The organism is Candidatus Jordarchaeum sp., assembly GCF_052745115.1.
Map to the genome: position 1 here is coordinate 11,448 of NZ_JBRAKS010000003.1, position 24,277 is coordinate 35,724.

The 24,277-nt window shown below is 36.5% G+C and carries 23 protein-coding genes; 16 read left to right on the forward strand and 7 right to left on the reverse strand.

The features are described 5' to 3' along the window. On the forward strand, nt 1-426 hold a 426-nt coding region (locus ACUVXA_RS00505; protein WP_445869267.1), incomplete at its 5' end, for a hypothetical protein. Nucleotides 427-433: 7 nt separating this feature from the next. Here ACUVXA_RS00505 and ACUVXA_RS00510 read toward each other — a convergent pair. Next, entirely contained in the window at nt 434-2,428 is a 1,995-nt protein-coding gene (locus ACUVXA_RS00510) for a glycoside hydrolase family 2 protein (protein ID WP_445869268.1), read from the reverse strand. A gap of 252 nt (nt 2,429-2,680) precedes the next feature. On the opposite strand from ACUVXA_RS00510, the gene ACUVXA_RS00515 reads away from it, so the two are divergent. Next, nucleotides 2,681-3,169, forward strand: a complete 489-nt coding sequence (locus ACUVXA_RS00515; RefSeq protein ID WP_445869269.1) for a hypothetical protein — start codon at nt 2,681-2,683, stop codon at nt 3,167-3,169. Between the two features lie 58 nt (nt 3,170-3,227). On the opposite strand, the gene ACUVXA_RS00520 is transcribed toward ACUVXA_RS00515, so the two are convergent. Beyond that, the gene (locus ACUVXA_RS00520; RefSeq protein WP_445869270.1) at nt 3,228-4,316 is read right to left on the reverse strand and encodes an NAD(P)/FAD-dependent oxidoreductase; all 1,089 of its coding nucleotides are present in this window, start codon (nt 4,314-4,316) and stop codon (nt 3,228-3,230) included. 205 nt (nt 4,317-4,521) lie between these two features. Here ACUVXA_RS00520 and ACUVXA_RS00525 point away from each other — a divergent pair, with 205 nt between their 5' ends. After that, nucleotides 4,522-4,764, forward strand: coding sequence for a histone family protein (locus ACUVXA_RS00525; protein WP_445869271.1), 243 nt, complete (start codon nt 4,522-4,524; stop codon nt 4,762-4,764). Between the two features lie 162 nt (nt 4,765-4,926). On the opposite strand, the gene ACUVXA_RS00530 is transcribed toward ACUVXA_RS00525, so the two are convergent. After that, on the reverse strand, nt 4,927-7,146 hold the full coding sequence (locus ACUVXA_RS00530) for a VWA domain-containing protein (protein WP_445869272.1): 2,220 nt from the start codon (nt 7,144-7,146) through the stop codon (nt 4,927-4,929). A gap of 955 nt (nt 7,147-8,101) precedes the next feature. Between ACUVXA_RS00530 and ACUVXA_RS00535 the strand changes: the two genes are divergently transcribed. Both ACUVXA_RS00535 and ACUVXA_RS00540 read left to right on the forward strand, forming a co-directional pair. Then, on the forward strand, nt 8,102-9,085 hold the full coding sequence (locus ACUVXA_RS00535; RefSeq protein ID WP_445869273.1) for a 2-phospho-L-lactate transferase CofD family protein: 984 nt from the start codon (nt 8,102-8,104) through the stop codon (nt 9,083-9,085). 319 nt (nt 9,086-9,404) lie between these two features. After that, on the forward strand, nt 9,405-10,352 hold the full coding sequence (locus ACUVXA_RS00540) for an SPFH domain-containing protein (protein ID WP_445869274.1): 948 nt from the start codon (nt 9,405-9,407) through the stop codon (nt 10,350-10,352). 50 nt (nt 10,353-10,402) lie between these two features. Here the strand turns inward: ACUVXA_RS00540 and ACUVXA_RS00545 are convergent, their stop codons facing one another. Next, nucleotides 10,403-10,720: a hypothetical protein gene (locus ACUVXA_RS00545; protein WP_445869275.1), complete on the reverse strand. Its 318-nt coding sequence runs from the start codon at nt 10,718-10,720 to the stop codon at nt 10,403-10,405. Between the two features lie 206 nt (nt 10,721-10,926). Between ACUVXA_RS00545 and ACUVXA_RS00550 the strand changes: the two genes are divergently transcribed. From ACUVXA_RS00550 to ACUVXA_RS00565, 4 genes are all read left to right on the forward strand, one after another. Next, on the forward strand, nt 10,927-12,162 hold the full coding sequence (locus tag ACUVXA_RS00550) for a TIGR00341 family protein (RefSeq protein WP_445869276.1): 1,236 nt from the start codon (nt 10,927-10,929) through the stop codon (nt 12,160-12,162). 179 nt (nt 12,163-12,341) lie between these two features. After that, nucleotides 12,342-13,109, forward strand: a complete 768-nt coding sequence (locus ACUVXA_RS00555; protein WP_445869277.1) for a hypothetical protein — start codon at nt 12,342-12,344, stop codon at nt 13,107-13,109. Nucleotides 13,110-13,291: 182 nt separating this feature from the next. Beyond that, complete coding sequence (locus ACUVXA_RS00560) at nt 13,292-13,630, forward strand: hypothetical protein (protein ID WP_445869278.1); 339 nt, start codon at nt 13,292-13,294, stop codon at nt 13,628-13,630. 109 nt (nt 13,631-13,739) lie between these two features. Next, entirely contained in the window at nt 13,740-13,985 is a 246-nt protein-coding gene (locus ACUVXA_RS00565) for a hypothetical protein (RefSeq protein ID WP_445869279.1), read from the forward strand. A 223-nt stretch (nt 13,986-14,208) separates the two neighbouring features. Here ACUVXA_RS00565 and ACUVXA_RS00570 read toward each other — a convergent pair whose 3' ends face one another. After that, the gene (locus ACUVXA_RS00570) at nt 14,209-15,132 is read right to left on the reverse strand and encodes a TIM barrel protein (RefSeq protein ID WP_445869280.1); all 924 of its coding nucleotides are present in this window, start codon (nt 15,130-15,132) and stop codon (nt 14,209-14,211) included. Between the two features lie 252 nt (nt 15,133-15,384). Here ACUVXA_RS00570 and ACUVXA_RS00575 point away from each other — a divergent pair, with 252 nt between their 5' ends. From ACUVXA_RS00575 to ACUVXA_RS00605, 7 genes are all read left to right on the forward strand, one after another. Continuing rightward, nucleotides 15,385-16,386: a beta-ribofuranosylaminobenzene 5'-phosphate synthase gene (locus ACUVXA_RS00575; RefSeq protein WP_445869281.1), complete on the forward strand. Its 1,002-nt coding sequence runs from the start codon at nt 15,385-15,387 to the stop codon at nt 16,384-16,386. Between the two features lie 45 nt (nt 16,387-16,431). After that, nucleotides 16,432-17,511: a DUF1464 family protein gene (locus tag ACUVXA_RS00580; RefSeq protein ID WP_445869282.1), complete on the forward strand. Its 1,080-nt coding sequence runs from the start codon at nt 16,432-16,434 to the stop codon at nt 17,509-17,511. After that, a complete protein-coding gene (locus tag ACUVXA_RS00585; protein WP_445869283.1) occupies nt 17,501-18,232 on the forward strand; it encodes a dihydromethanopterin reductase (acceptor) in 732 nt (243 codons plus the stop codon). The genes ACUVXA_RS00580 and ACUVXA_RS00585 overlap by 11 nt, the downstream gene beginning before the upstream one ends. Next, nucleotides 18,233-19,789, forward strand: a complete 1,557-nt coding sequence (locus tag ACUVXA_RS00590) for a dihydropteroate synthase-like protein (RefSeq protein WP_445869284.1) — start codon at nt 18,233-18,235, stop codon at nt 19,787-19,789. A gap of 2 nt (nt 19,790-19,791) precedes the next feature. Continuing rightward, nucleotides 19,792-20,745: a GTP cyclohydrolase MptA gene (gene mptA, locus ACUVXA_RS00595; RefSeq protein ID WP_445869285.1), complete on the forward strand. Its 954-nt coding sequence runs from the start codon at nt 19,792-19,794 to the stop codon at nt 20,743-20,745. Between the two features lie 61 nt (nt 20,746-20,806). Beyond that, nucleotides 20,807-21,847 carry a nucleotidyltransferase domain-containing protein gene (locus ACUVXA_RS00600; RefSeq protein ID WP_445869286.1) on the forward strand — a complete coding sequence of 347 codons (1,041 nt, stop codon included), beginning with the start codon at nt 20,807-20,809 and terminating at the stop codon, nt 21,845-21,847. Between the two features lie 22 nt (nt 21,848-21,869). Then, nucleotides 21,870-22,907, forward strand: a complete 1,038-nt coding sequence (locus tag ACUVXA_RS00605; RefSeq protein WP_445869287.1) for a nucleotidyltransferase domain-containing protein — start codon at nt 21,870-21,872, stop codon at nt 22,905-22,907. Nucleotides 22,908-23,124: 217 nt separating this feature from the next. On the opposite strand, the gene ACUVXA_RS00610 is transcribed toward ACUVXA_RS00605, so the two are convergent. Beyond that, on the reverse strand, nt 23,125-23,640 hold the full coding sequence (locus tag ACUVXA_RS00610; RefSeq protein ID WP_445869288.1) for a GNAT family N-acetyltransferase: 516 nt from the start codon (nt 23,638-23,640) through the stop codon (nt 23,125-23,127). Nucleotides 23,641-23,655: 15 nt separating this feature from the next. Continuing rightward, the gene (locus ACUVXA_RS00615; RefSeq protein WP_445869289.1) at nt 23,656-24,201 is read right to left on the reverse strand and encodes a GNAT family N-acetyltransferase; all 546 of its coding nucleotides are present in this window, start codon (nt 24,199-24,201) and stop codon (nt 23,656-23,658) included. Between the last annotated feature and the right edge of the window lie 76 nt (nt 24,202-24,277).

Here is a 24,277-nt window from a genome sequence, read left to right on the forward strand (position 1 = left end):
CTATCTTCTTTTTCCGACGGATCAACCCTCATGTACATAAGTCTCGACCGTACAATTACTAGAAATATTACATATAATTACACGTTTGGTATCATGGTGCAATTCAATCTTTTAGTTATTTCTCTCACTCTAAGTTTTCTCACTCGCTCGAAACAGAATGCCGAAGAAGCTAAAGAGAGCTTAGGTGGAGCAACGGCACTCATAGCTTTGATCCAAGCCTTCTTGAACCCATTAATAAGAGACATAATCGAACAAGAAACAAAAACATCCGGATTTACTCTATCTGAAAAAGACAGATCCCTCCTAGGAAATTTAATGCAATTAAATGAAATTGTTAGAGAATTCAAAAAGCAATTTGAAGAAGAGAAAAAAGTAAGCACCGAAACAAAACCCAAAAAAGCCACTCGAAAACGCAAAAAAAGTTAATAACTATTCATTTAACTTCTACTTCTTCATGGTTTTTTGAAAGCAATACTCCCTCCGGGGTAAGGATCTCAGCGTTAACCAAATATTTCCCGGGTGAGCAAACCTTAAATTCAAACGCATAAGAGGTTTTCACCACGCTATCAGATTCTATATTAACGATTACTTGTTTTCGATTTAACATATTTCCATCCTCATCTTCTAACCAGAAAATTAGACTCGCGTTAGAATAATTCTTATGCAAGTCGTTGACAATCCAGATGACACCCCTATCATTAGTTTTCACAACATCGTCAACCTCAATGCTTACAAGAATAGGCTGGTATCCTGTTTTAACTGCATAGTAACCCTTCTTGGGTTGACGGTAATAATCCACCACACTCCAAGTTATGGACGGCCAACAATCAACGAACATAAACTGGAAGATTCCAGTCATAGGATTATATTTTGCCCGTCTATAAGTTTCAATAGCATATTTAAGGAGCTTGTACTGATAGTTCTGACTATCATTAACAAACTCTTCCAGAGAGTCTCCCAGTTTTATCTTTGCCATATCGAAAGTCTGCATACGCTGAAAGTCGTGGAAAGCCCATTTCTCCCAGTTCGGAGGCCACAAGTCCTCCTCAGGCATTATTTTTTTCAAAGTTTCTATGTTTGGAAGAGCTTGAGCGCCAAATTCGTTACAGAAAGGCTGGGCTAATAGTCTGGAGAATTTTTTGTAATCCTCTTCATACCAACCAGGGTAAGTGTGAAACTCTGTTGTTGAAGCGATATCCACGTAACGCGTAGCATCCTCCTCCAATACTGCATGCAATAGGAGGGTATCCAGACTCTCTAATTGATGTATGTCTGGTTCATTATGACAACACCAAACTAAAATACTGGGATGATTGTAAAATATTCGAACCATATCTTTAATTTGACTCACAGCCTTTTCAGCAAAATCATCCGATCTGGAATACCACCATTGCAAAGCAAAATCTTGCCAAACCAGTATTCCATTCTCATCACAAGCAGAATAAAACTCATCCCTATTGACATGAGCATGAACACGCACCGCATTAACATTGGCATCTCTAAGAAGTTTCATATCATTCTCTATCATTTTGGGATTATATTCCGAAAGCCACTGTGTCGGAATAATATTGGTTCCCCTAACGAAGAGGTGTAAGCCATTAAGATACCAATTCCAGCCAGAGTCTATTTTGACTTCTCGGATACCAAACCGTTCTCTCACCGAGTCAAGTACATTATCCCCATCACGAATTATAACTGTTAAATAATATAAATTCGGATCTCCATGGTCCCAAGTCCACCAGAATTCTGGATTTTTAATGGTTTGAACAATATATTTTTTGTTTTTACCCCTCCTCAAAAAAACACGTCTATGTTGTGATGATTTTACTCCAGATGAAAAGTTTGCGGGCTTGATTTCAATTTCAATTATCATTTCTTTGGGTTCATCAAAATTTTCTATCTCAACATCAATTATTACCCTAGCTATGCTACTTAATTCGATTTTTGGTGAAATTTTAACTTTAGATATTATAATTTTGTTTGTGATTATCAAATCCACATCGTTCCATATGCCGCCAGTATTGTAATCCTGACCATGTTCCTCATTCCAAGAACCGGGGCGACAATCATGATGGTTAAGAACACCCTTAATTAAGGTCTTATTACTGGGCCAAACAGGTTTTTCTTCCTGTGGAGAACCTACCCTAACAAGAAGAGAGTTTTCTTCCTCAATAATCCTCGTTACATTAAACGTGAAAGGTTGAAAATAACCCTCATGATGACCGATATAAACACCATTAAGATAGACATCAGTAAAATAATCAACACCTTTGAAACTAAGCCAAAACTCTTTATCAACCGGCTTTTCATACAACTCAAAACTTTTCTGAAAAACAACAGTTCCTGCATAGTCCAGCCCTCCAAGATACCAGTTCACAGGAAGCAACATATCCTTCCAATCAGAGTCACTATCTGGAACCGATTCCAAACTGTATCTCCATTTCCCATTTAAGCTCGTACGCATCTCTATTCGCCTTCACTACCTTTTATTCACAATTTTAAACAGAAATAAATCCACATCAAAAATCTTTGCATATAAATGGTTTAGTTTTTTTAAAAATGGTTTGTATTAATCCTTAGTTTGACTTTTAAAATAAATTGCCTTTATATACAAAATTGAAGACTATAGATGCCGAATTGAGTCCATTCATTTATTAAAAACTCGAGAGAAGTGTGGCGGTTGAGGTTCTGGTTGGTGCCTCCAAAAGATTTGAAGCAAAAGTGCTTGGAATTTATTCTTTTGGAAGGATATTTTAACCCTGAAACATTTTCGGAGTTGGAATACTCTCTACATAACCAGGAATATCCAAGTAAAGCCCTTATTCGAGAATTATGTAAATATATTAGATGCTCAGATATTTGCGAAAAGTGTCAGGCTACCTGCAACTGGAAAGAATTCTGCAAAAAAATAAATAAGCTATACATTGAAAGAAGCCCTCCATGTATACAAAAAGCCTACAAGCTTGGAAAATATCGTTTGGTTAAATCCTACTTTAATTTACTGGGACTTTTTTCAGATGAAAAAAAAGATATCTTTATGAAAAAATGCGGTTTCATGAAAAAACAAAGACTATGCGAACCAGATAAGTTCTGTAAAAGTATAGAGTCAGGTAATCTAACCGAGTATTACGATATACGCTTAAGGGAAAAGATCACGGACAAATTATGATGAAAATTAATCTAAATATTCAGGAAAAAATATATTAGGATTAAAATTACTTTTAGCATCATTTTTTCCAAAGATTCTGTGCGATTTCCGATGCACGATGTTTTTGCCAAAGATCAAGATACCTCATAATATTATCATCATTCTTATAAACATCAAATACTATATCATACTTCGCCTTTAAAATCGGAAGAAAAGATCCCTCTAATGCTTCCTTGTAATGGCTAAGCCCTTCTAAATCTCCTTCATCTAGGACTTTAATTATGGTCTTCGCCGCCAATTCACCAGACTCCAGAGCATATGGAATCCCCTTCCCAGAAATAGCATCCACCAAACCCGCAGCATCCCCCACCGCAACAACACCATTCTCATGAAACACTTCACGACTTTTCATAGGAACCAAGTGAGCAGCAGTTCTAATCGTCTCACCACTTAACAAAATTTTTTTAACTAGCTCATAATCAAGAAACCTTTGAAAAGAAGCCTTCGTATTATTAATCTCGGATAGAAGACATCCCCAACCTAAACTAATCACATTTCTCTTGGGGAATGCCCAACCATATCCATGTTTTGATATATCCTTTCCGAAATAAAAGTTGATGGTTTTTTCACCGATTATTTCATTTATTTTTTCTTTGCTAGAAAGGATTTCTTTTTGTACAGTTAAGTAAACTTCATTCGGTTTAAAAGGCTCCCAACCTATGGATCTTAGTGTAGGTGAATTTACTCCATCTGCTGCAACAACGATTTTCGCTTGAACTTTACCCCTATTAAGTCTAAGTTGATAATAACCATTTTTCCAATTAACAGTCTTCAGAGTTCTTAATTCCCTAATTTTTACTCCAGCTACCGCTGCAAGGTATTGGAAATAGGCATCAAATTTTAAACGCCACACTATGGCCCCTAAACCAATCCTGTGATAAAACTTTCCTGAGGTGTGGTAAAGTACTAGTAATTCTATTTCACGCTCAATCAATTCGTTTGGAAGCTTGTATTTGGGCATAAGCGTTAATTCAATAGCTCCACCACATGGCTTGTATCGCGGTATCTCTTCCTTATCAATCAAAATAACCTTGTATCCCGCCTCTGCAATGTACCTGCAGGCCATAGAGCCAGAAGGTCCAGCACCAACAACAGCAACATCATACAAATGGCTTAAACCTCATTAAACTTCTCATTCCCTGGAAATAATGTACTCAACCCTCATAATATACTTAAGTATGCAACACTATTCTTTAAAAACTTAATGGAAAATATTAATTATTTTCCCCCCTTTTTATTTTTAAAGTCTATGAAAGCTTTTTATAGAGGAAATAAGTACTTTATTTAGAAGATTCTAACAAAGAGGGAAAAAAATGCCTAGAAAAAAAAGTGAAACAATCATACCCGTAGCACCAGTCGATAGACTAATTAGAAACTCTGGAGCAGAAAGAGTCTCAGAAAGCGGAGCAGCAGCCCTGGCCAAAATACTAGAAGAACTTGGACTTGAAATAGCCCGACTCGCAGAAGAAATGGCAAAACACACCGGCCGTAAAACCATAAAAGAAGAAGACATACAACTAGCATACAAAACCTGGAAAAAAACAAAATTACCATAAAAAATAATACTAAAAATACAAAGACAGATTCCAATAAGACAATTTTTCAAACAATTAAAGAATGAACCTTAATTTTTCTAAAAATGCCAAAAAAAATCCGCTAAAAATACACAAGCTCCAAAAAACTATTAAAAATCTTTAGAGCATAACAAAAAATAATTTTTATCTATTAACACGCAGCTCATACCGCAGAACGTCACCCAGCTTCTCAATCTCCGAAATATTATAAATATTACCACCACTCTTCTCAGCCAAACTCTGACAAATCTTCTTCCGCCAATTCTTCATTAAAGCATGACTCTCAGGACGAATAACCACAGTACGAATCTCCTCCTTCCTAAACATCTTAGCAATCTCCTCAATCTCACACAATAACTGGTTATAACTCTCCATCTCAGACCGCATCTGCTGCACATAACTGAAACGCTTACCAGCAAAACTGCCAGCATTTAACGGCACATTCGCGCCTCCATCTGTAATGGTTATTAGGAAGGGTACCGTTTTTTTATCTTTCATTTTTTCTCGTTTTAGTACTTCGAGACCTTTGACTAGTCCTGCGGCTAGTGGTGTCCACGATCCAGATTTTATGGTGAGTAGTTTTGAGGATACGGTTTGTAGGTTTACTGTGGGGTATTGCATTATTGCTGCGTTGTAACCTTTGAATACTACTAGTCCTACACGGTCTCTTTGGTGGTAGGCTTCATCGTGTAGGGAGAGTATGACTTGTTTGACTTTTTTAAGGTTTTTGAACATGGAGCCGCTGGCGTCGAGTACGAATACTATGGATAGGGGTGCGCGATATTCGAAGATTTTTTCTCGGATGTCTTGTTTTTGGATTTCCACTACAAGCTGTGTGTTTTTTCGGTTTTTTTGGTGAGGAGAGGATGCTCTTATTGATGCGTCTAGTGCTATGTGTTTGGTTTTTTCTTTTGGGATTTTGTAGTAGATGTATCTTCCTTTGTCGGTGGTTCCTTTGGTTTTGATTCTTCTTCCCATGAAGCGGGGTTCGTCTTTTCGGAATAGGCTTTTGTATTGGCGTTTAAAGAATTCTCCGAGGATACCGGCTTTTCTTAGTTCTTCTATTTCTTCATCTGTTAGGTTTTCTAGACGGGGATCTCTAATGTTTATCATTCCATCTTGGTCTCGACCTTCTTGTTGTTGCATGTAGCGGTTCCAGAGGTCCTGGTATGGAAATTCCTGGTTTGTGGAGTCGGCTTGCAGGCTTTCATCGAAGGATATGTTTTGGATTGTTTTTCCTGACGCTTCATCACCTTTGGCCTGTTGTTGACCGTTCATTTCGGCGTCATTTCGAAAAAAATCCGCTGCTTCCTGCTGCTTGACTTCGTTTAGCGCTTTTTCAAAGCCTTCTGCGATTCTTTTATTTACAGCTTCTGCTTCTTCGAATTCGAATTTTCTTATTCTGTGGCCTAGGGCTAATTCAGCAGCTTTTAATACGTCTGCTTCGTTCACTTCGAGTCTTCCGTCAAGGGCTGCTAGCGCTTTTGCGCAGCGCATTACTGTGATGTCCCCTCTGTGTGTGCCTACGTCTAGTTCTAGGCACATTTTCACGATGGTTATTAGAAGATATTCGGGAATTTTTACTTGGTGCACAATTTTTTTAGCGTTTGTTATGCTTTTTTGGAGTTCGTCTTCTTCTTTTTGCCATTTTTCTATAAATTGTTGCTCGCCATTATCGAATTCCTCGATGCGTGTTAGTATTTCTAGTCTTTGTCTGGGATCTCGAAGGGGTGTAATTTGTACCTGTAGACCAATTCTGTCCAAGATTTGTGGTCTTAGTTCGCCTTCCTCGGGATTCATGCTACCTACCAGTACGAAGCTTGATGGGTGAGATACGGATACGCCTTCTCTTTCCACGGTATTTATACCAAAGGCAGCTGCATCTAGTAGGTCGTCTACAATGTGGTCGCTCAGGAGGTTGATTTCATCCACGTAGAGTATTTGGCGATTAGCTTCTGCTAGGATGCCGGGCTCTAGTGCTTTTACCCCTTCTTTTATTGCTCTCTCAATGTCTAGTGATCCTACAACTCTATCTTCTGTGGCTCCTAAGGGTATTTCAACAACCCTCATTCTTCTAACTTCGTTGTCTAGATCATTGTCTTTTACTTTCGCTTTACACAGTTCACACATTGTTGTAGGATCTTTGGGGTCACAGTTAAATGGACAGTTTTTTATAAATTCCATCTCTGGTAGTAAGGCTGCTAGAGCTCTTACTGCAGTGGATTTCCCTGTTCCTTTCTCTCCACGGATTAGTACCCCGCCAATTTTGGGGTCTATGACATTTAAAATTAGCCCGAGCTTCATATTGGTTTGGCCAACTATTGCCGTAAAGGGAAAAACCAGTTTTTTATATCTGACAGGCATTTTACTAGTCGCTCCGTATCGGTATTTTATATAGCGATTGATAAAAATTTTATCTTGTCGGCTATTTTTTTATATGGGGGGGAACAATAACTAAAAAACGGTGTACCTTTTTAACCTTTATCATAAGCTTAACGGCATGATTTTTTGTTTACTTTTATATTTTATAAAAATTATATTTTTGGTATGTATTTAGCTGTTGTGATTAAGAGACGGATAATAAGGCTCTAATTGCTGAAAGATGATTTAATTCGCCTTCTTATTTTATTGGCGTTCATCACGGGAGAAAAGAACTAAAAATAGATCCTTTTTCGGAAAAAGTAGGTGTAAAAAGCCAGATCGATTTCCATGAGCTAAATACATACTATTTTTTATATCTTGTTTAATATTAATTTTTTATTATATTTGTTTACCATCATATAAAATATTAAAACAACTCCATAAAAACTAATACAGTCAATGAGTCTATCTTTTATAATATTCTGATTTCATATTCTTTTGTGTTAACATTTCCGTGGTGGTTCTGGCGGAGGGAAACGGGTTTAAATCCCTGTTTTACGGGGATTCCAAACTTAAGCAGGGTTAGAAGTGCCAAAAACGACCTTTGAAGAGGGAAGAAAAGCGGAAGTTAACAATTAACAGAAGAGTGAAAAAATCAAAATATAATAAATCATAGACTCATTGATACAGTTATAAGAATCGTCATAAAAAACACGAAAAGCTTTTATCTTCCAATTTTAGAAATTCGCCCGAAATGGAGATAATCATTATATTTATAAATAAAAGGAGAAAAAATACAAATCCCACCCATTTTAACCTACATTAAAATAAGTGATATTGGACAAAAGTAGCTTAAGAACCTTTATTTTAAGGAGAAGATATACAATACATCAAACAATTAGATCTTTTATATAATTAAACTTAAATTAAAAGTGTGAGAAATGAGCTGGTGAGAAAAATGAAGACAATAATCTATACCGGAGTAGATATACCTCCGCTTCTGCGAATTATTATGAAGGCTTACTCATTAGGTGATGTTAATATAATAGCGAATAACATTTATGATTACTATATTTTAGGTCTAAGAATACTGCACGAAACAGATAATGCTATACTACTTTCATCAAAATTAAAAGGAACAGACTCCTACATATATCAAGACATTCTAAAAAAATTTGGAGTTAAAAATAATATACCCACAACAGATGCCAAAATAGCGATTTCCATATTTAGAGAACAAAGGTTAAAAAAAGAACAAAATTTTATAAGCATTTATCGAGAATTAAGCAAAGCCTTGGAGCTTAAAACAAACATATTACCCTTAACAGACGGGAAGATCTCAGCAATAGTAAAGACGGGAGAAGGTGAAATCAGCCTGCTAGAATATTTTCTAGCTAAAAAAGGATTCAATGTTAAAAAAGTTGAATTTGAAGGATTAGGAAAAGTAAAACCCTTCGATCAGATTCAGAGCTTGGCTAAAAGTTCCGAGTCATTAATGATTATCGCCAATGATCCATTAAGCATTATACCCATAATAAAAAATGATTATATTAAAGAATCTGTGAAAAAATGTGAAGGGCATGTTTCGGTTCTTTCACCGCCCATTACCTCAAAATCGGCAGCCCTACTACAGACATTAAATGTTGAACCAACACCCTTGGGAATAGCCAAAATGTTTGAGGAATGCATAGACACCTTCGTAATAGACCATAGCGACGAGGATTTCAGATCACAAATAGAACTACTAAAAATGGAAGTAATTGCAACAGAGCTACACGCAACTGAAGCCGAATACGAAGGCGTAATCCCAAAACCTATCCTAGACCTCATCCAGCTCGAAGCCAAAAAGCCATCAGTAGTCACCGGATTAATGAAAAGTGTACAAAAAATAAAAAAAGCAATAGGGCCCCAAGAGAAACCCAAAGAGGAAAATCAACTTTAATAAATCTAAGAGAAAGCTATCCCAGTTTATGAAAAGTATATTTAAATAATACAGTATGTCACAACTATTTAGTATATCTCACACTTTATTATCTTTTATAAAAATTAGCGAATAATCTAATTGCTTCCAATTAATGTTGAACAAAACATATAATATAACTAACAAAGTAGAAGAAAGTAGACTATCTCTAAAAAACACCACCCAATTTTTGCGTTACAACGATAACCAAGTATAATTTATACCCAAATAGAAAACGTAATATGCTAAAAAATAAAATATTAAACCAAAGACTTTCAATTAAAACATAGGGGAGTAAAATATGGACGGCATGGACATTGGAACCCTAATGATCGTATTAGTTGTCGTAATATTCATACTCCTAATACTAATCGTACCAAACATAAAAATATTAAAAGAATACGAAAGAGCAGTAATCTTCCGCCTAGGAAGAATCGCCGGAACAAAAGGACCAGGAATAGTATTCCTAATACCCATAATAGATCGAGCAGTAAAAGTAGACCTAAGAGAAAACTACTTCGAAATAAGAAGACAACTCTGCATCACAGCCGAAAACTCGCCTTTGGACGTAGACGTGTTATTTTATTATAGGGTGATAAATCCGGAGGACAGTGTAGTAAAGATTAAGGACTTTAAGGGGGCGGCTATTGGTATTGCGCAGACTACTTTAAGATCAGTCATTGGAGATATTTTGCTTGATGATGTGCTTGCTAAGAGGGAGTATATTAACACTGTTCTTAGGGATAAATTGGATGAGATGACTGAGAGGTGGGGGGTTAAAGTTACTAGTGTTGAGATTCGTGAGATTCTTCCTCCTTCTCGCGTGCAGAACGCTATGGTTAGGCAGATGGAGGCGGAGCGTATCAGGCGGGCTATGGTTATTGAGGCTGATGGTAAGAAAGAGGCTATTATCAAGGTGGCGGAGGGTGAAGCTCGTTCCGAGATTCTTAAAGCTGAGGGTGATAGAGAGGCAGTTATTCTAGAGGCAGAGGGTGTTAGACAGAGCAATATCTTGGAAGCGGAAGGTGATGCTATGGCTCTTGATAAAGTCTTTGAGGTGGTAAGAGGCATTGATAGTAAAACTATGACTTTGCAGTATCTGAAGGCTCTAGATGCGCTAGGTAATAACGAGCAGACACGCCTGATTTTCCCAATGGATTTCACGAATCTGACAGAAACGATTTCGGAGCATATTGAGAAGGCTTCTGAGGAGACGGGTTCCGAGGCAGAGAAGAAAAGCAGAAAGTAAACAAACTAATAAAAGGTTTTAAAAAATTTGTAAAGGAAGGCGGATTTAATTTAAGCGCCTTTAATTTTTTCCTTAATTTTATCTAGATCGGCAATTTCTAGGACTATGGGCATATCGATGTATCCCGGTAAGCCATGTGTAACTTCTTCTAGAAGATATACTAGTGCTTCTTTTACTGTAAGTATTCTTTGTTCTAGGCTAGCATCCTGTAAAGTAAATGAAGCTTCTATCCAGTTGTCTTTATCGGCAGGGTCGGTTGGAAATAGGCAATACACGTAATCTTTTGTACTAATGATTATGGAGGGAGTGTTAGCCCAGGCATCATCAATAATTTTTAGCATTTTTTGTATGTTTTCCTCTTTTGACATTAATTCACCAGCCTTAATTTTAAAAAAGATGTATTTCAATATAAATTATTTAATTAATTTTAAATAGAGCAGATTCATAAATAAAAATTTGTCCTTTATTACTAGACAAAAAATTCTCTTTAAGGTATTTTTTATACAGAGGGGTATAGTTTAAATATTTTCTAGTACATTATATTTTATCTTGAACGGTTTTCGGAGGATGCACTATGAAAACTATTCAAGTGGTTACACCAACCGAAGAATCAGAGAAAATAACCAAGGTTCTAAGCGATTCCGGTAGAGATTTTTCAATAATTTCAGGTAAAGAAAACACGCTTATACTGATTACCTCGAAAGAAGAAGATGTGGAGGACATTCTTCAAGATTTGAAGCGTACAGGAGTAGGCAGAGAATTTGGGAGAATTAACCTAAGTCCAGTATCCGCGACGCTGCCTTCAATAATGACAAAGAGGCCATTAATTTCCTTTCAGCGCTCATCAAATGATGAGATTATTCAAATGATAGAGAAATCAACCAAAATTAACGTTAACTACTTTGCATTAATAGCATTGGCCGGGGTGTTAGCTTCCATAGGACTCTTAGGAAATAACGCAGCGGTAATCATTGGCAGTATGGTGATCGCTCCCCTGTTAGGACCAGTAACGGGCACTGCTATGGGAACTATTCTCAGTAGAAGAAAAATGTTTGAGGATAGTATCAAATTGGAAGCTGCTGGGATTATTATCGCAGTGGTTGTTGGTTTGGTGCTGACCTACTTGTATCCGGGAGCAGCACCCACTTCAGAAATTTTAGCTAGAGCACAGCCAAACTTAGCGGATATAGCGCTCGCTATTGCGTCAGGTTTTGCGGCGGGTGTGGCCATTAGTGGTGGATTAGAGTCAGCACTTGTAGGAGTAGCAGTTGCAGCGGCTTTACTTCCTCCCGCCGCAAATATTGGAATAGGCTTAGCTTTGGCGCAGTACAGTATTGCTTCAGGTTCGCTTCAGTTGCTATTAGTAAACATTTTAAGCATAAACATTTGTTGTACTGCATTGTTCTGGCTTCAGGGAATAAGACCTGCAGTCTCTATAAGAAAAGAAAAAGTGGCAGCCCGGATTTTACGGCGGCGATTGATCGTTGTATTAATCGCATTATTAGTTCTAACTATACCAATAGGCATCACAACACAAAATTTGCTAATACAAGCGAGATATACAAATGTGGTTAACTCGGCCGTTTACGCTCAAGCTCTGCCACCAAATAATGCGATAATTGGAAACGTAGAGACACTATATGATCCAACTACGAATATATTGTGGGTTAATTTTCTTATGTTTACTCCAACCGGAATACCAACAAATCTTGCTCAAACGCTTTCGTTGGTTATATCTTTAGGAACAGGGATACCAACTATAACGGTGGTGACTGGTGTGAATGCCACAATATTGTCCATTTTATGGTAACATTCAGTACTGCAATGTTAAAAGTATCTTTTCATATTTTTTCCTTAAAAAACATGTTTATATGTGGTTATTTCCTAAATTAATTCGTATAGCTTTTTGTTCTTTTGTATAATTTGAAAGGTTTGCATTAGAGAGGTTCCCTAGTAAAATTGGAGTAAAATTCAAAGGGGAAAAACGATATGAGCGAGAAGGTCTGCCCAGGCTGTGGAAAAGCATCTAAAGCGGCTATGAAATACTGTATGTACTGCGGTACGAGCCTTGAGGAAAAAGATGAATGGTTTAGTGAAGAAAAAATAGAAACACCGGGACTGGAAACATTAAAAGAAACCTTAGAAGAAAACGCGGAAGAAAAAGAAGAAATTCCTGAAGATATTAGAAATCAGCTAGAGTTGAGGGCAAAGTTAGAAGAAATTATCGGCGAAACATCAGCCCTTACTGGAGAGATAGATAAGCTAATGGAAGGTTTATCGGGGGACATATCTATAGACGATTACAAAAATAAAATAAAAACATTGAAAAACAAAGTGGCTGAACTCAAGAAGGAAAGAGAAGATGTTGAAAAACTAATAAAACCTTTACCACTAGAGCAGGCATCAAGAGAAAAAGAAGAATTGAAAGAGCGTCTAGAGAAACTAAAAGAAGTTTACAAATCTAAGGAGATAAGTAATGAAACGTTCGAAAAACTTCGCCAGGAATACGAATCAGAATTTGATGAGATTAAGAAAAAACACAAAATAGAAAAAGAGAAAGTGGAGAATTGGATTGTACAACTAGAGAAAGAGAGAAAGAGAATCCAGGAAGAAATAGAATTACTCTACGCAAGACACAAAACCGGTGAAATGGCCGAGAAAGATTATCAGAAAAATAAAGAATCACTGAAAAAGCAATTTGACAGAACCCAAATCAGCTTGGAAAACCTTAGAATTGAGGTACGCCAATGGGGCTGAAAACTAAATACTAGTAAATTTTTATTTTGGATTAATCATCCGTATGAAAATGAAATGTGCACAAATAATTCTAAAAAATATTTAAATTTTAATAATTTATAGATGATTAAAAATATCGGAAAGTTTATTTATCTGTGTTTATTCTTTGTTAAACAGAATATTTAGTTAGGAGCTGTAACGACTTGGTTGGAAAACCATGCCAACCCTCATGCCAGTTTTTTCAATGTGGACAGAAAGCCATTGACAGAAAAAAAACCAATCGCGGAATAGAAATACTCTGCTCTTGGGGAGGCGACACCTGTGTTGGCGCTCAATGCATATACGCAAACTGCATAAGAAAAAAGTTGAAATCAGATTTAACCTGCGGTCTCGAACCCCCAAAACCTCAACAACCCAGAAAAATTGAGCCAGAAGTAGACATTGGACCTAGAGATAAATTAGAAAAGTGGTCCTTAGATCACATTCCTATTAAAGGAAAAACCTTGAAAAAAATCAAAGCTCTAAAATACGACATGGACTAAGAAACCTTAAAATTTTTATTTTTGATTTTTTTATTTTTTCTAACCTACTTTCCGCACCCTTCTTATATTTTTACGAGTTTTCAAAATAATAGAGGTGCGGGCTACAAAAGTGGTGAAAAATCGGGGACGTGGCGCCTGGATTCGAGCTTCTCCCGAAAAAAGTACAGGTAGAGTGGGAAGAGGTTCCTTAAGAAGTTTGCCAAATCCTGCAAAGGGGGGATGGAGGATCATCCGGTTTCAGCTCTTTTTTAGGGCTTTAAATAGGAAAATAAGCCCTGTGAACCCCCCTCTCAGAGGCAGAAACGAGCTGTTCTGCACCATCGAACCCACCTTTGAAAAAATATATTTACGTTGAAGGGGGTGCGGAATGTGGGCTCTAATTATTTTTATTTTCTTAACTAATTTTTGTTACCTCATTTTTACATCCCTATCAAGCCTAGGGACTAAATACCACTTTAATCTTTTAAATAAAAATATGTCTTTCATAAAAGAATAAGAAAAATGATAAAAAAATAAGATCTATAATAAGAATTTTGACAATCTATTTATTTTTAAAATACTTATTAGGCCAAGTATACCTAATAATTTAAGAAATTATCAAGACGGGATTTAGTAATTCTATATTCCATTGGTTGATTATTTATTAAAAAATTTTTTATTTTTAAAGTTTCGTTAATCCTCTCTTCAATATTATCATTCTCGTTTTTTGATTCGCAAATTATAGTAACTTTATCTAAAAAATTTTGTTCCTTTAAGAAAGACAGGATAAATCTCCAAGGAAGATGACTTCTTTTATCATCCAGTGTGGTATGGGCCTTTTCGCCTCTTCTCGTGGTAATAATACCCGAAATATGTATCGGCACTCTGAATTTTCCTAAATCTATGTTATTCTCTATCAATTCTAGTCTATGTAGCAGTCCCGCCTCGTTTATCACCATACCGCCTCTAGCAAAGTCATGAGCGACATCCCAGCAAATCAGACATCCAATTTCTCCTGCCACTCTAATAAGAGTATCAAAATCTGCAAAGGATTTAATCTTACCTGCAACCTCTGGAGCGAGCATGGCTTTGTATCCCCTATTCTCCCTTACTTTCATTATTTCATTCAATAGATTCTTAACCCTTATTTCACTATCTCTGGGTTTCATCGAACCACAATGAAATGTAATATGCGTAGCTCTCAGTTTATCACCGATTTTTAGATTAATACTGAAATGCGCTTTAGTATTTTTTACACGCTTTAGGCTAGCAGTAGTTAAACTTATAACATAGGGAGCGTGCACGCTTACCTGCAAGCCACGAAGCTTTTCTGATATTATTTCTGTTTGGTCTAAACTAGGATATAGAGGAGCTGAGCTGCCCTTGGGAGCGTAGAGTACGTTACCTAAAAAGAGTATTTCAAATGCGTTAAGTCCATTTTTCTGGAATTTGTTTACAATATTAGAAACTTTTTCTATCTCTGTGAAAATTGAAAAATGAATTGCGGGAAACCCCAAAAACAACTCTCTCACCAGTTTAGGATTGATATAACTAAGAAGCGGGATACTATTATTCCTTTTTTATATCTAACTAATTGATGTATATTTTCTTTTTTTAATAATTATAAATATGTTATTTTTTGGGATAAGTTTATATTGCAGTTTATACAAACTATGTATGGAGTTTAATGTATTTATTTTCACTAAAGTGTAGTTAACTACACTTAACTAATAGGAGATGAGGGAGAGCACACCAAAAAACAGAGGCATATAAAAGTGAAAATAAAAATAAAAACCCCCAGCAGATTACACTTCACACTAATTGATCTCAATGGCTCACTAGGCAGAATAGATGGAGGAATAGGAGTAACCCTTGACTATCCAAACGTGCTAATAGAAGCCGAAGCCTCAAACCAAATACTAGTCGAAGGGGAAAAAAAGGAATTAGCAGAAACAATCATCAGAAAAGCCATCGACAAAGTCTCACCCGGGGACGGCATAAGAATAAAAATTCAATCCACCATACCGGAACATGTAGGTCTGGGATCAAAAACACAATTCGCATTAGCAATTGCAACAGCCATTAACAAAGTATACTCTAAGGATTTATCAATTAGAGAGTTAGCCAATGTGGTTGGCCGAGCTGGTACATCAGGCATTGGTGTCGCTGCTTTTGAAAGTGGAGGTTTTATACTCGATGGAGGACACACATTTGGGCCCGGGAAACAGAAAGAGAAATTTTTACCATCCTCAGCTTCACCAGCACCACCGGCACCAGTAATAATTAGACAAGATATTCCTAAAGACTGGTGCTTTGTAATCGGTATACCCAATGTAGATAAAGGAGCACACGGAGCGAAAGAGGTTGAAATCTTTAAAAAGTACTGTCCTGTTCCGTTAAAGGAAGTCCAAAAACTTAGTCATCTTATCCTAATGAAAACACTTCCTGCAATAATGGATAAGGACATTGAAACATTTGGAAATAGTCTTTATGAAATACAAAAAATTGGATTTAAAAAAGTGGAAGTCGAATTGCAAGACCAAGTTGTAAAAAAGCTGATCAACTTTATGATGAAAAATGGAGCTTATGGTTCAGGCGTAAGCTCATTTGGTCCCACCGTTTATGGACTGGTAAGTGGAATAGAAGAAGCTGAAAAATTATTCTTAAAAACCGAGTTGTTCCTCAAAAATCATACTAGAGGATTGACTTTCATCTCAGGAGTTAATAATAGCGGCGTGGAAATAAAAGAAGCTAATTTTTTATTAGTAGGCAACTAGCCTTTATTTCATGTTAAACACGTTTTTCTTGCTAGAGGGTTACTGATGGTTAGAGTCTGTGGAATTGACCCAGGCACTGGGTCATGGGATTTTATTGGATTAGAAGACGGAGAAGTGATTTTGGACACCTCAATTCCCACGAAAAATGTTGTTTTAAATCCCTCGCTGGTAATTGATGTGGTAAAATCAGTAGGTAACCTAGATTTAGTAGTCGCCCCTAGCGGGTATGGTTTGCCAATTACGAAAATCGATGAGCTTGATGAAAAAAAATCTTTTCTTTTAACTTTAAAAAGAGAGGAAGAAAGGAAGCTTATAGGGTTAAACGAGGTAATTGAACTCCTTATTAAGGAGAAAGTTAAAGGCTACTTTATTCCAGGAATTAAACATTTACCTACAGTTCCCAAATACAGAAAAGTTGGTAAGATAGATATGGGAACATCAGATAAACTGTGCAGTGCAGCACTTGCGTTGTATGAAGAAGCCAGAAGGCTTCAAAGAGATTATAGTGAAATTTCATTTATTCTTGTGGAGATGGGAAGTGGATTTACTGCCGTTATTGGTTTAGAAAATGGACAGATAGTTGATGCGGTGGGTGGGGCGGAGGGTGGTATAGGCTTTTTAGCCTGTGGGGGTTTAGACGCTGAAGTAGCCTACCTGTTGGGTAGGTTTGACAAAAACTTGCTCTATACTGGTGGCGCCGCTTATATCGCGGGTTATGAGGGATTGAGTCCCCGAGAGTTTGAGACCATGGTTGAAAGAGATGAGCGGTTTAAGCTAGCTTGGGAAGCTCTCATTGAAAGTGCCGTTAAGGACGTTGCAGCCATTAATGTGTCTGTAGGCGGTGCTCCCCAAATACTTCTTTCTGGTAAGCTTTCAAGATTTGAAAAAATCCAAATAGAACTTATATCAAGGTTATCGAATTTTGCGGATGTCAGGGTGGTTAAGGGTTTTGCTAAAATTGCAAAGGAAGCGGCTCAGGGAGCAGCTTTAATTGCTGACGGGTTGGCGGGAGGAGCCAATAAGATTTTAGTTGATTCATTAAAAATAAGAGAGGCAACTGGAACAGTCCTCGACTACATTTATTTTAAAGAAATTGAAGAACTGAGGGAAAAAATTGGAATTTAGGATAGCATGGTGTATTACTGGAGCAGGGCATTTTCTTCTGGAGAGCTTTGAGGTCTTTCTTAAACTAGTTAAAAAGAAAGATGTAAAGGTTACTACATTTTTATCATGCGCTGGCGAAGAGGTGGCACGTGTTTATGGAATTCTCGATAGGCTAGAAAAAATTTCTCCTGGAAATTATTATCAAGAAATAATTTTAGAGAGAGAGCAGGATAAGGGATTTCCCAAGACCGGAAGGTTTGCGAGAAATAGGTATTCAGCTCTAGTGATTTCTCCAGCTACCGCCAACACAGTTGCAAAGATGGCCTGTGGAATAGCAGACACTTTGATAACCTCTGCTTTTGCCCAAGCCCAAAAAGGGGAAGTACCCACCTATGTAGTGCCCACAGACTTACGAGCCGGAATAGTAATGACCAAACTACCAGCCCTGGTGGATCATGACATTTGTATAGATTGTGATACTTGTTTACCACTTGAGAAATGTCCTAATAATGCAATTAAAATAATTGAAAAGCCCGTTATTGATTTAACGTTATGTAGAGGCTGTAAAACTTGTGTAGAATTATGTCCTCATAGTGCAATAATTTTTGGAAAAGAAATCAAAACCAAAGTACGTAAGTTGGATGAGGAAAATGTAAATAAAGTCTCACAATTAGAAGGAGTAAAGATTCTAAAACATCCTTCCGAAATTTATGACGCTATATTCTATATAGGTGGGAATTAGTTGAGGATTTTACTAGTTACTGGGAAGCTGGCTAGAAAATCTGTGGAGAAAGCTGCATCTCTGAGTGACATGGATGTAGATGTAATTGAATTACCTGTCTCAGTGGCGGCGTTTCTAACCCCGGAAACGATCACTGAACAATTAAAAAACAAAATTAGTAGAGATTATGATTTGATAATTGTTCCAGGACTCGTTAGAGGAGAAACCAGCCAAATTGAAAATGTGTTAAAAATTCCAACTTTTAAAGGACCAATATATGCTTCGGATATTCCCATAATTCTTAATAATCTAGAAATCCCCCTATCAAAGATCTACCCCGCAAATCATATTTTAAAAAAAAGCGGTGTCGAGGAATACCAAGGAATTGTTTCACAATTAGAAAAGAACATTATTGAAAGTTCTAAAAATTTTAAAATAGGAAGAGAGGTCAAACCGGTTTATTTGGGTCTTGATTTCCCTCCTCGAATTTTGGCTGAGATAGTTGACGCTCCTAAGTTGAGCTTAGATAAAATTGTTTCTATTTCGGAATATTATATAGATTCGGGAGCAAGTATGATTGATGTGGGGGCGGTTGCGGGTGAGGATAATTCGCATAAAGTCGGAGAAATAATCTCCCTAATTAAGGAAAAATTATCGGTTCCAGTAAGCATTGACTCCCTGCTTCCCTCTGAAATAGAAGCAGGTGTTGAGGCGGGAGCGGATCTAGTTCTGAGCTTTGATCATGGGAATATAAATGATTTGAGGTCCATAACAAAGGACGTGGCCATAGTTTTGCTCCCAACCAATGTAAGAGAGGGGTACCTGCCCAAAACTGGTCAGGAAAGAGTTGAGAGTTTATTGAGTTTGTACAAAATCGCTGAAAGATTTGGATTTAAAAAGATAGTAGTGGATCCTCTACTTGAGTCTCCGATTAATCCCGGCATGGCGAACTCTTTGGCGTCCTATATTTTTTTCAGAAAACATTATGAAAATATACCTATGATGTTCGGAGTGGGAAACATTACAGAATTTATGGATATTGATAGTGTGGGAGTAAATGGACTCCTAGCTTGCCTAGCCATAGAACTTGGAGTATCCATACTTCTAACCACAGAACGCAGTGTTAAAACCAGGAGATGTGTACAAGAGCTCGCAAAAACGATAACGATGGCCTTTATAGCCTACAAGAAGGAAAAGCCCCCAAAGGATTTGGGACTAAGTTTGCTCAAATCAAAGAGTAAAATAGAGCATATAGAGCCGGTTATTGAGAAAGTTGAGGTAATAGAAACGGGTATGGCTGATGAATCCTATACCTCAGATCCGGAGGGATACTTTAAGATATGGATTAATCATGAAGAGGAAAAAATATATGTGTTATTTAAGAGTTCACGGTCGGACAGCGAACTAATGTTTAGAGGATTATCTGCAGAAGCTCTAGGCAAGAAAATTATTTCACTGGGTTTAATTAGTAGGATGGATCACGCTCTCTATCTTGGGAGAGAGTTAAGTAAAGCGGAAACATGCCTATTTTTAGGTAAAAGTTATGCCCAAGATATGGATATTTTTGGTGAGGAGTAAAAATGATGCTTCCAGATGTTCAAAATCAAGAGGCACTGCTTCCTATAGGTCTCGATAAAGTAGGTTTGGTAGGTATAGTTAAACGAGTTAAAGTTACTCGGGATAAAGATGAGTTTATTCTTCTACCTTCAATTTCTGCTTTTATAGACCTCCCTCAAAACATGAGGGGAATTCACATGTCTAGAAGCATTGAAACCATCGAAGGTATAATAGAAGAAATTTCCTATCGTCCTGCACGGAGCATTGAGGGCTTTTGTGAAAAATTGGTAAAAACACTTCTGGAGAAACATGACTACGCTTCACACGCAGAGGTCACTATGGAGAGCCCCCTTGTGTTAGATATAAGAAGCGAAGAAGAAGAGGTAAAAAGACAAAAGACCTACAGTGTCTATGCCAAAGGAATGGGGGAAAGAAGAGATGGTAAAATTATTACTAAAATCTTTTTAGGAGTAGGTTGTGAAGGGATGACAGTCTGTCCCTGCGGGCAGGAAATTACTAAGGATTATTCAAAAACCATGCTTGAAAAAAGAGCGAGGGAACTCAAAATCGATGAGGAAACTATTGATAAGATTTTAAATCTTATACCCATAGCATCACACAGCCAGAGATGCAGAGCAAAAATATTGATAGAAACGCCTAAAGAGAATGTGATAAACATAAGAGAACTCGCTCGTATTATTGAAGAATCCATGAGTGGAATAACACAAGATATTCTGAAAAGACCAGATGAGGCTCGCCTAATTCGTATAGCACACCTTAACCCAAAATTCATCGAAGATACTGCTCGTGAAGTAATTTATAGAAGCGCCCAGAAGTTTAAAGATTTACCCGATACAACAGAAGTAAGTGTTGAAGTAGAAAGTATGGAATCAGTACATGGTTATAATGCATTTGCAGCAAAAAGCACCACCTTGGGAAAAATAAAAGAGACACTAGAGTCTGAATTTTTAAAATAGTCAACAAAGAGGCATAATATAATTTAAGTATAATATATTACAAAATGTTGGAAGTTTGAAATTGGAATACAAGAAACCAATTATCGAGGGGGATTTCATAGAAGATAAAAATAATCTCATATTAGATGTTAAAGGCTTGATACATCCCCCTGATAAGGTGATTGCTTATCTGAGATACTTTCCGGACAATAAAGGTGAGAGATTAAGAAAGAACGGTAAAAAATACAGGAAGGTTTATTCCTTAGAGGATAGAGAGAAGTACCTGGAAAAAAACTTTCCAGAGTACATATATTTCGATTCTGTGTTTGGTGTGAAACTTCAGGCAGTTCCTAGAAATCGAATAAAGAAGGTTCATAATCCTATTGAAAGACTTCAGAGAGTAATATCTCATGGTTTCACAGATGAGCTAGAAAAAGATGTAATACTTTTTTCAGAAACGCTACAAGAAGAGTCGGAAATACCAATGCAAAAAATAGGGGTTTCTGGATCTGTCCTTGTAGATTTAACTCAACCAGATTCAGATATAGACATTATAGTGTATGGAGAAAAAAATTGCAGGCTAGTGTATGAAGCACTGGGAAACCTTTTCAATAAGAAGGATTCCATAATAAAAGCGTATAGTGATGAAGGTTTAAAAAAACTCTATGAATTTAGAGTTACAGATACTATGATGAGTTATGAAGAATTTGCATTTAGCGAAAAAAGAAAATATATGTCGGGGGAAATAAATGGAAGAACCTTTTTTTTACGTTTTCTTAAAGAACCTAGTGAGTTATCAGAGAAATATGGAGATGTAAAATACATATCTCTAAACAATGCAATAATAAAGGGGTTAGTATTAGACGATAAAGAAGCTATATTTACTCCTTGTAGATATATTATTAAACACACAAAAACCTTGGAGGGGAAAGCTCCACAAATTACCGAGATAGTTTCTTATCGAGGACGCTTCTGTGACCAAGTCAGAGCAAACGAAAGATTTATTGCGCAAGGAAAGATTGAGAAAGTAATCTCTAAAAGTGAAACTTATTATAGACTAATTCTAGGTGGAGAAAAAAAAGACTTTTTGATTGCTAAAAGATTCGAAAATACAAACAGGTGAAAGTTAATTGGGAGAGTAAAAATTGCGTAAAGAAAAGGATAGAGACTATATCAGAACAATCGAGAACCTATTCTTCTGCATTGTGGGATACACCCACCCTCCAGACAGAATACTAGCCTACCTAAAATATATGCCAAACCCTGAGGGAAAATGGGGGCATAAACAGCGATTCAAGCGTATGTTACAACAGTATGACGCCAAATCTGTAACAGAGGGGTTTAGACTGCTAAGGGAAATATATCCAAACTATCTCTACTACGATTCAATAAATAATATCACTTTTTCTGCAGTACCCCTAAAATCGATAGCCAAAAAATACCGCCCAGAAGAAAAAGTAAAAGAGCTCATAGCCCAAAAAGATTTAGACCCACTGGAAAATAAAGCGGTTTCACTAGTAAAAACTTTATCGAACCAAAGTGGGGTGCCTATAGAAAAATATGGAATAACAGGATCCATACTCATTAATATTCACAATCCTGATTTTTCAGATATTGACCTAACCGTTTATGGAAGAGAAAATTCTCAAGCAACAAGAGAAGCAATCCTAGAACTAAAGAGAAAAAAAGTATTGCATAGTTTTGAAGAAAAGGAGGCTGAGCAGTGGATTAAAAAGAAGGAAGGAATGTTCCAGCTTAACTCAAAACAAGCAAAATTACTACTAGAAAGAAAATGGAACATAGGATTTTATGAGAAGACCCGCTTCTCTATTCACCCAATAAGAGAAGATTCAGAAATTGAAGAAGAATATGGATCAAGAAAATATAAACCTAAAGGATTCTCTCTAATAGAAGCCACAGTGAAATCCGCTGATAATTCAATATACTTACCATGTAACTACCATATAACAGATATTAAAATACTTGAAGGAGAAAAAGTAGAAAACATAGATGAAATAACTTCATATGAGGGCATCTTCTGCCATTTCGCAGAAAAGGGGGAGAGAATAAGATCCAGAGGAAAACTAGAAGAAGTAATAACAAGAAGTGGAAGAAGATACCACCGTATATTAGTAGGATCATCAGAAGCTCAGGCAAAAGACTTTATACACATAATAAAATAATAAATTCTAAATTAAACCTACTTTCCGCACTCTTTGTGAATATTTTTATATTTTTCATTTTTCCCAATTACTGCTTATTTCTTCTTCACGTAGTCAGAGGTTTCTGAAAAATTATTTAATGAAGTCTAATACTTCTTCCACAGGATTATCAAACTTACAAAAATAGAAAAATAAACCAAAGGTGCGGAAAATGGAAATAAAAATAATTTTAAATAATTTATTCTTCTAAAGTTAGACCATATACTTTGAACTTCAACTTTTTATAAAGAGTCAAAGCGGGAACATTATTCTTAAAAACTTTCATTCTAATATCTTCGATTCCCCGATTCCTAAAATCATTTAAAAGGAATAAAAGCAATGAGGTGCCAACACCCTTTCTACGATACTGGGGCAAAACACCTAACTGCACCGGTAAACCCATTTTACCGCGTGATTCAAACATTAAAAACCCCACTAGCCTACCATCAACCTCAGCCACAAGAGTTTGTCCTAGAGGCCACTTTTTAGCAAAATCCAAATTCATCGGCACAAAGGGGTCAGGGCAATGAGTCAGACTTGTGTTAACTAAATCCACATATTCCTCCAATTCGTTTTCCATTAGATTGCGAATAATAATTTTTTTATCTATGAGCTTTAAAGGCAAATCCTTAAGATCCCTGTTCATATAATAGTAAATGGTTTCTCTTTTCTCCCATTTTTGTTTATATTCAATTTTCTCTAATTTTGCTTCCATCGCTAATTTCCCCAACTAGTAACTTTTAAATAAGTTTAAGGGGAGTTGAGAAGTTACGAATGTGATTCTCTCAATTTCCTCAAAATTAGCCTTTCTTTTTAATACATATAGAGTATCTATGTTGCTTTCAAGAACCTCACAAGTTACTTTTTCAATTCCTTCTGATTCAAAAAAGTCTAGCACATGTTTTAACAAGGCGGAACCTACACCTTTATATCGATAACTTTCTAAAACTCCTAATTCCGCAATGTAGCCCTGCTTGCCTTTTTTTATTTTCCCAACACCGGTTATAACCATGCCTACAGGATGACCATTTATTTCGGCAATAAAAGAAACGTGATGTGGAATTTTTTTAACGAATTTTTCATCCATAAGAGCGAAGTCCTCGCATATGGACATCGTCTGATTATGAAGTATAGCAAGAATTTCAGCATCCTTTTCCGCATCATATCTTCGGACGCAAACATATTCGGGGACTTTAATTTCAGGTCTATTTTTCATATCTAATTCAAAAAGGACGTAAGTTAATTTTACAGGTCCCAAGCCATAAAAATTACTCATTATCGAGAAACTTCCTTCCAAATCTTGTTAATTTATAAAAATAAGGGACCTTATATAAAAATTGTGTTAAAAATAT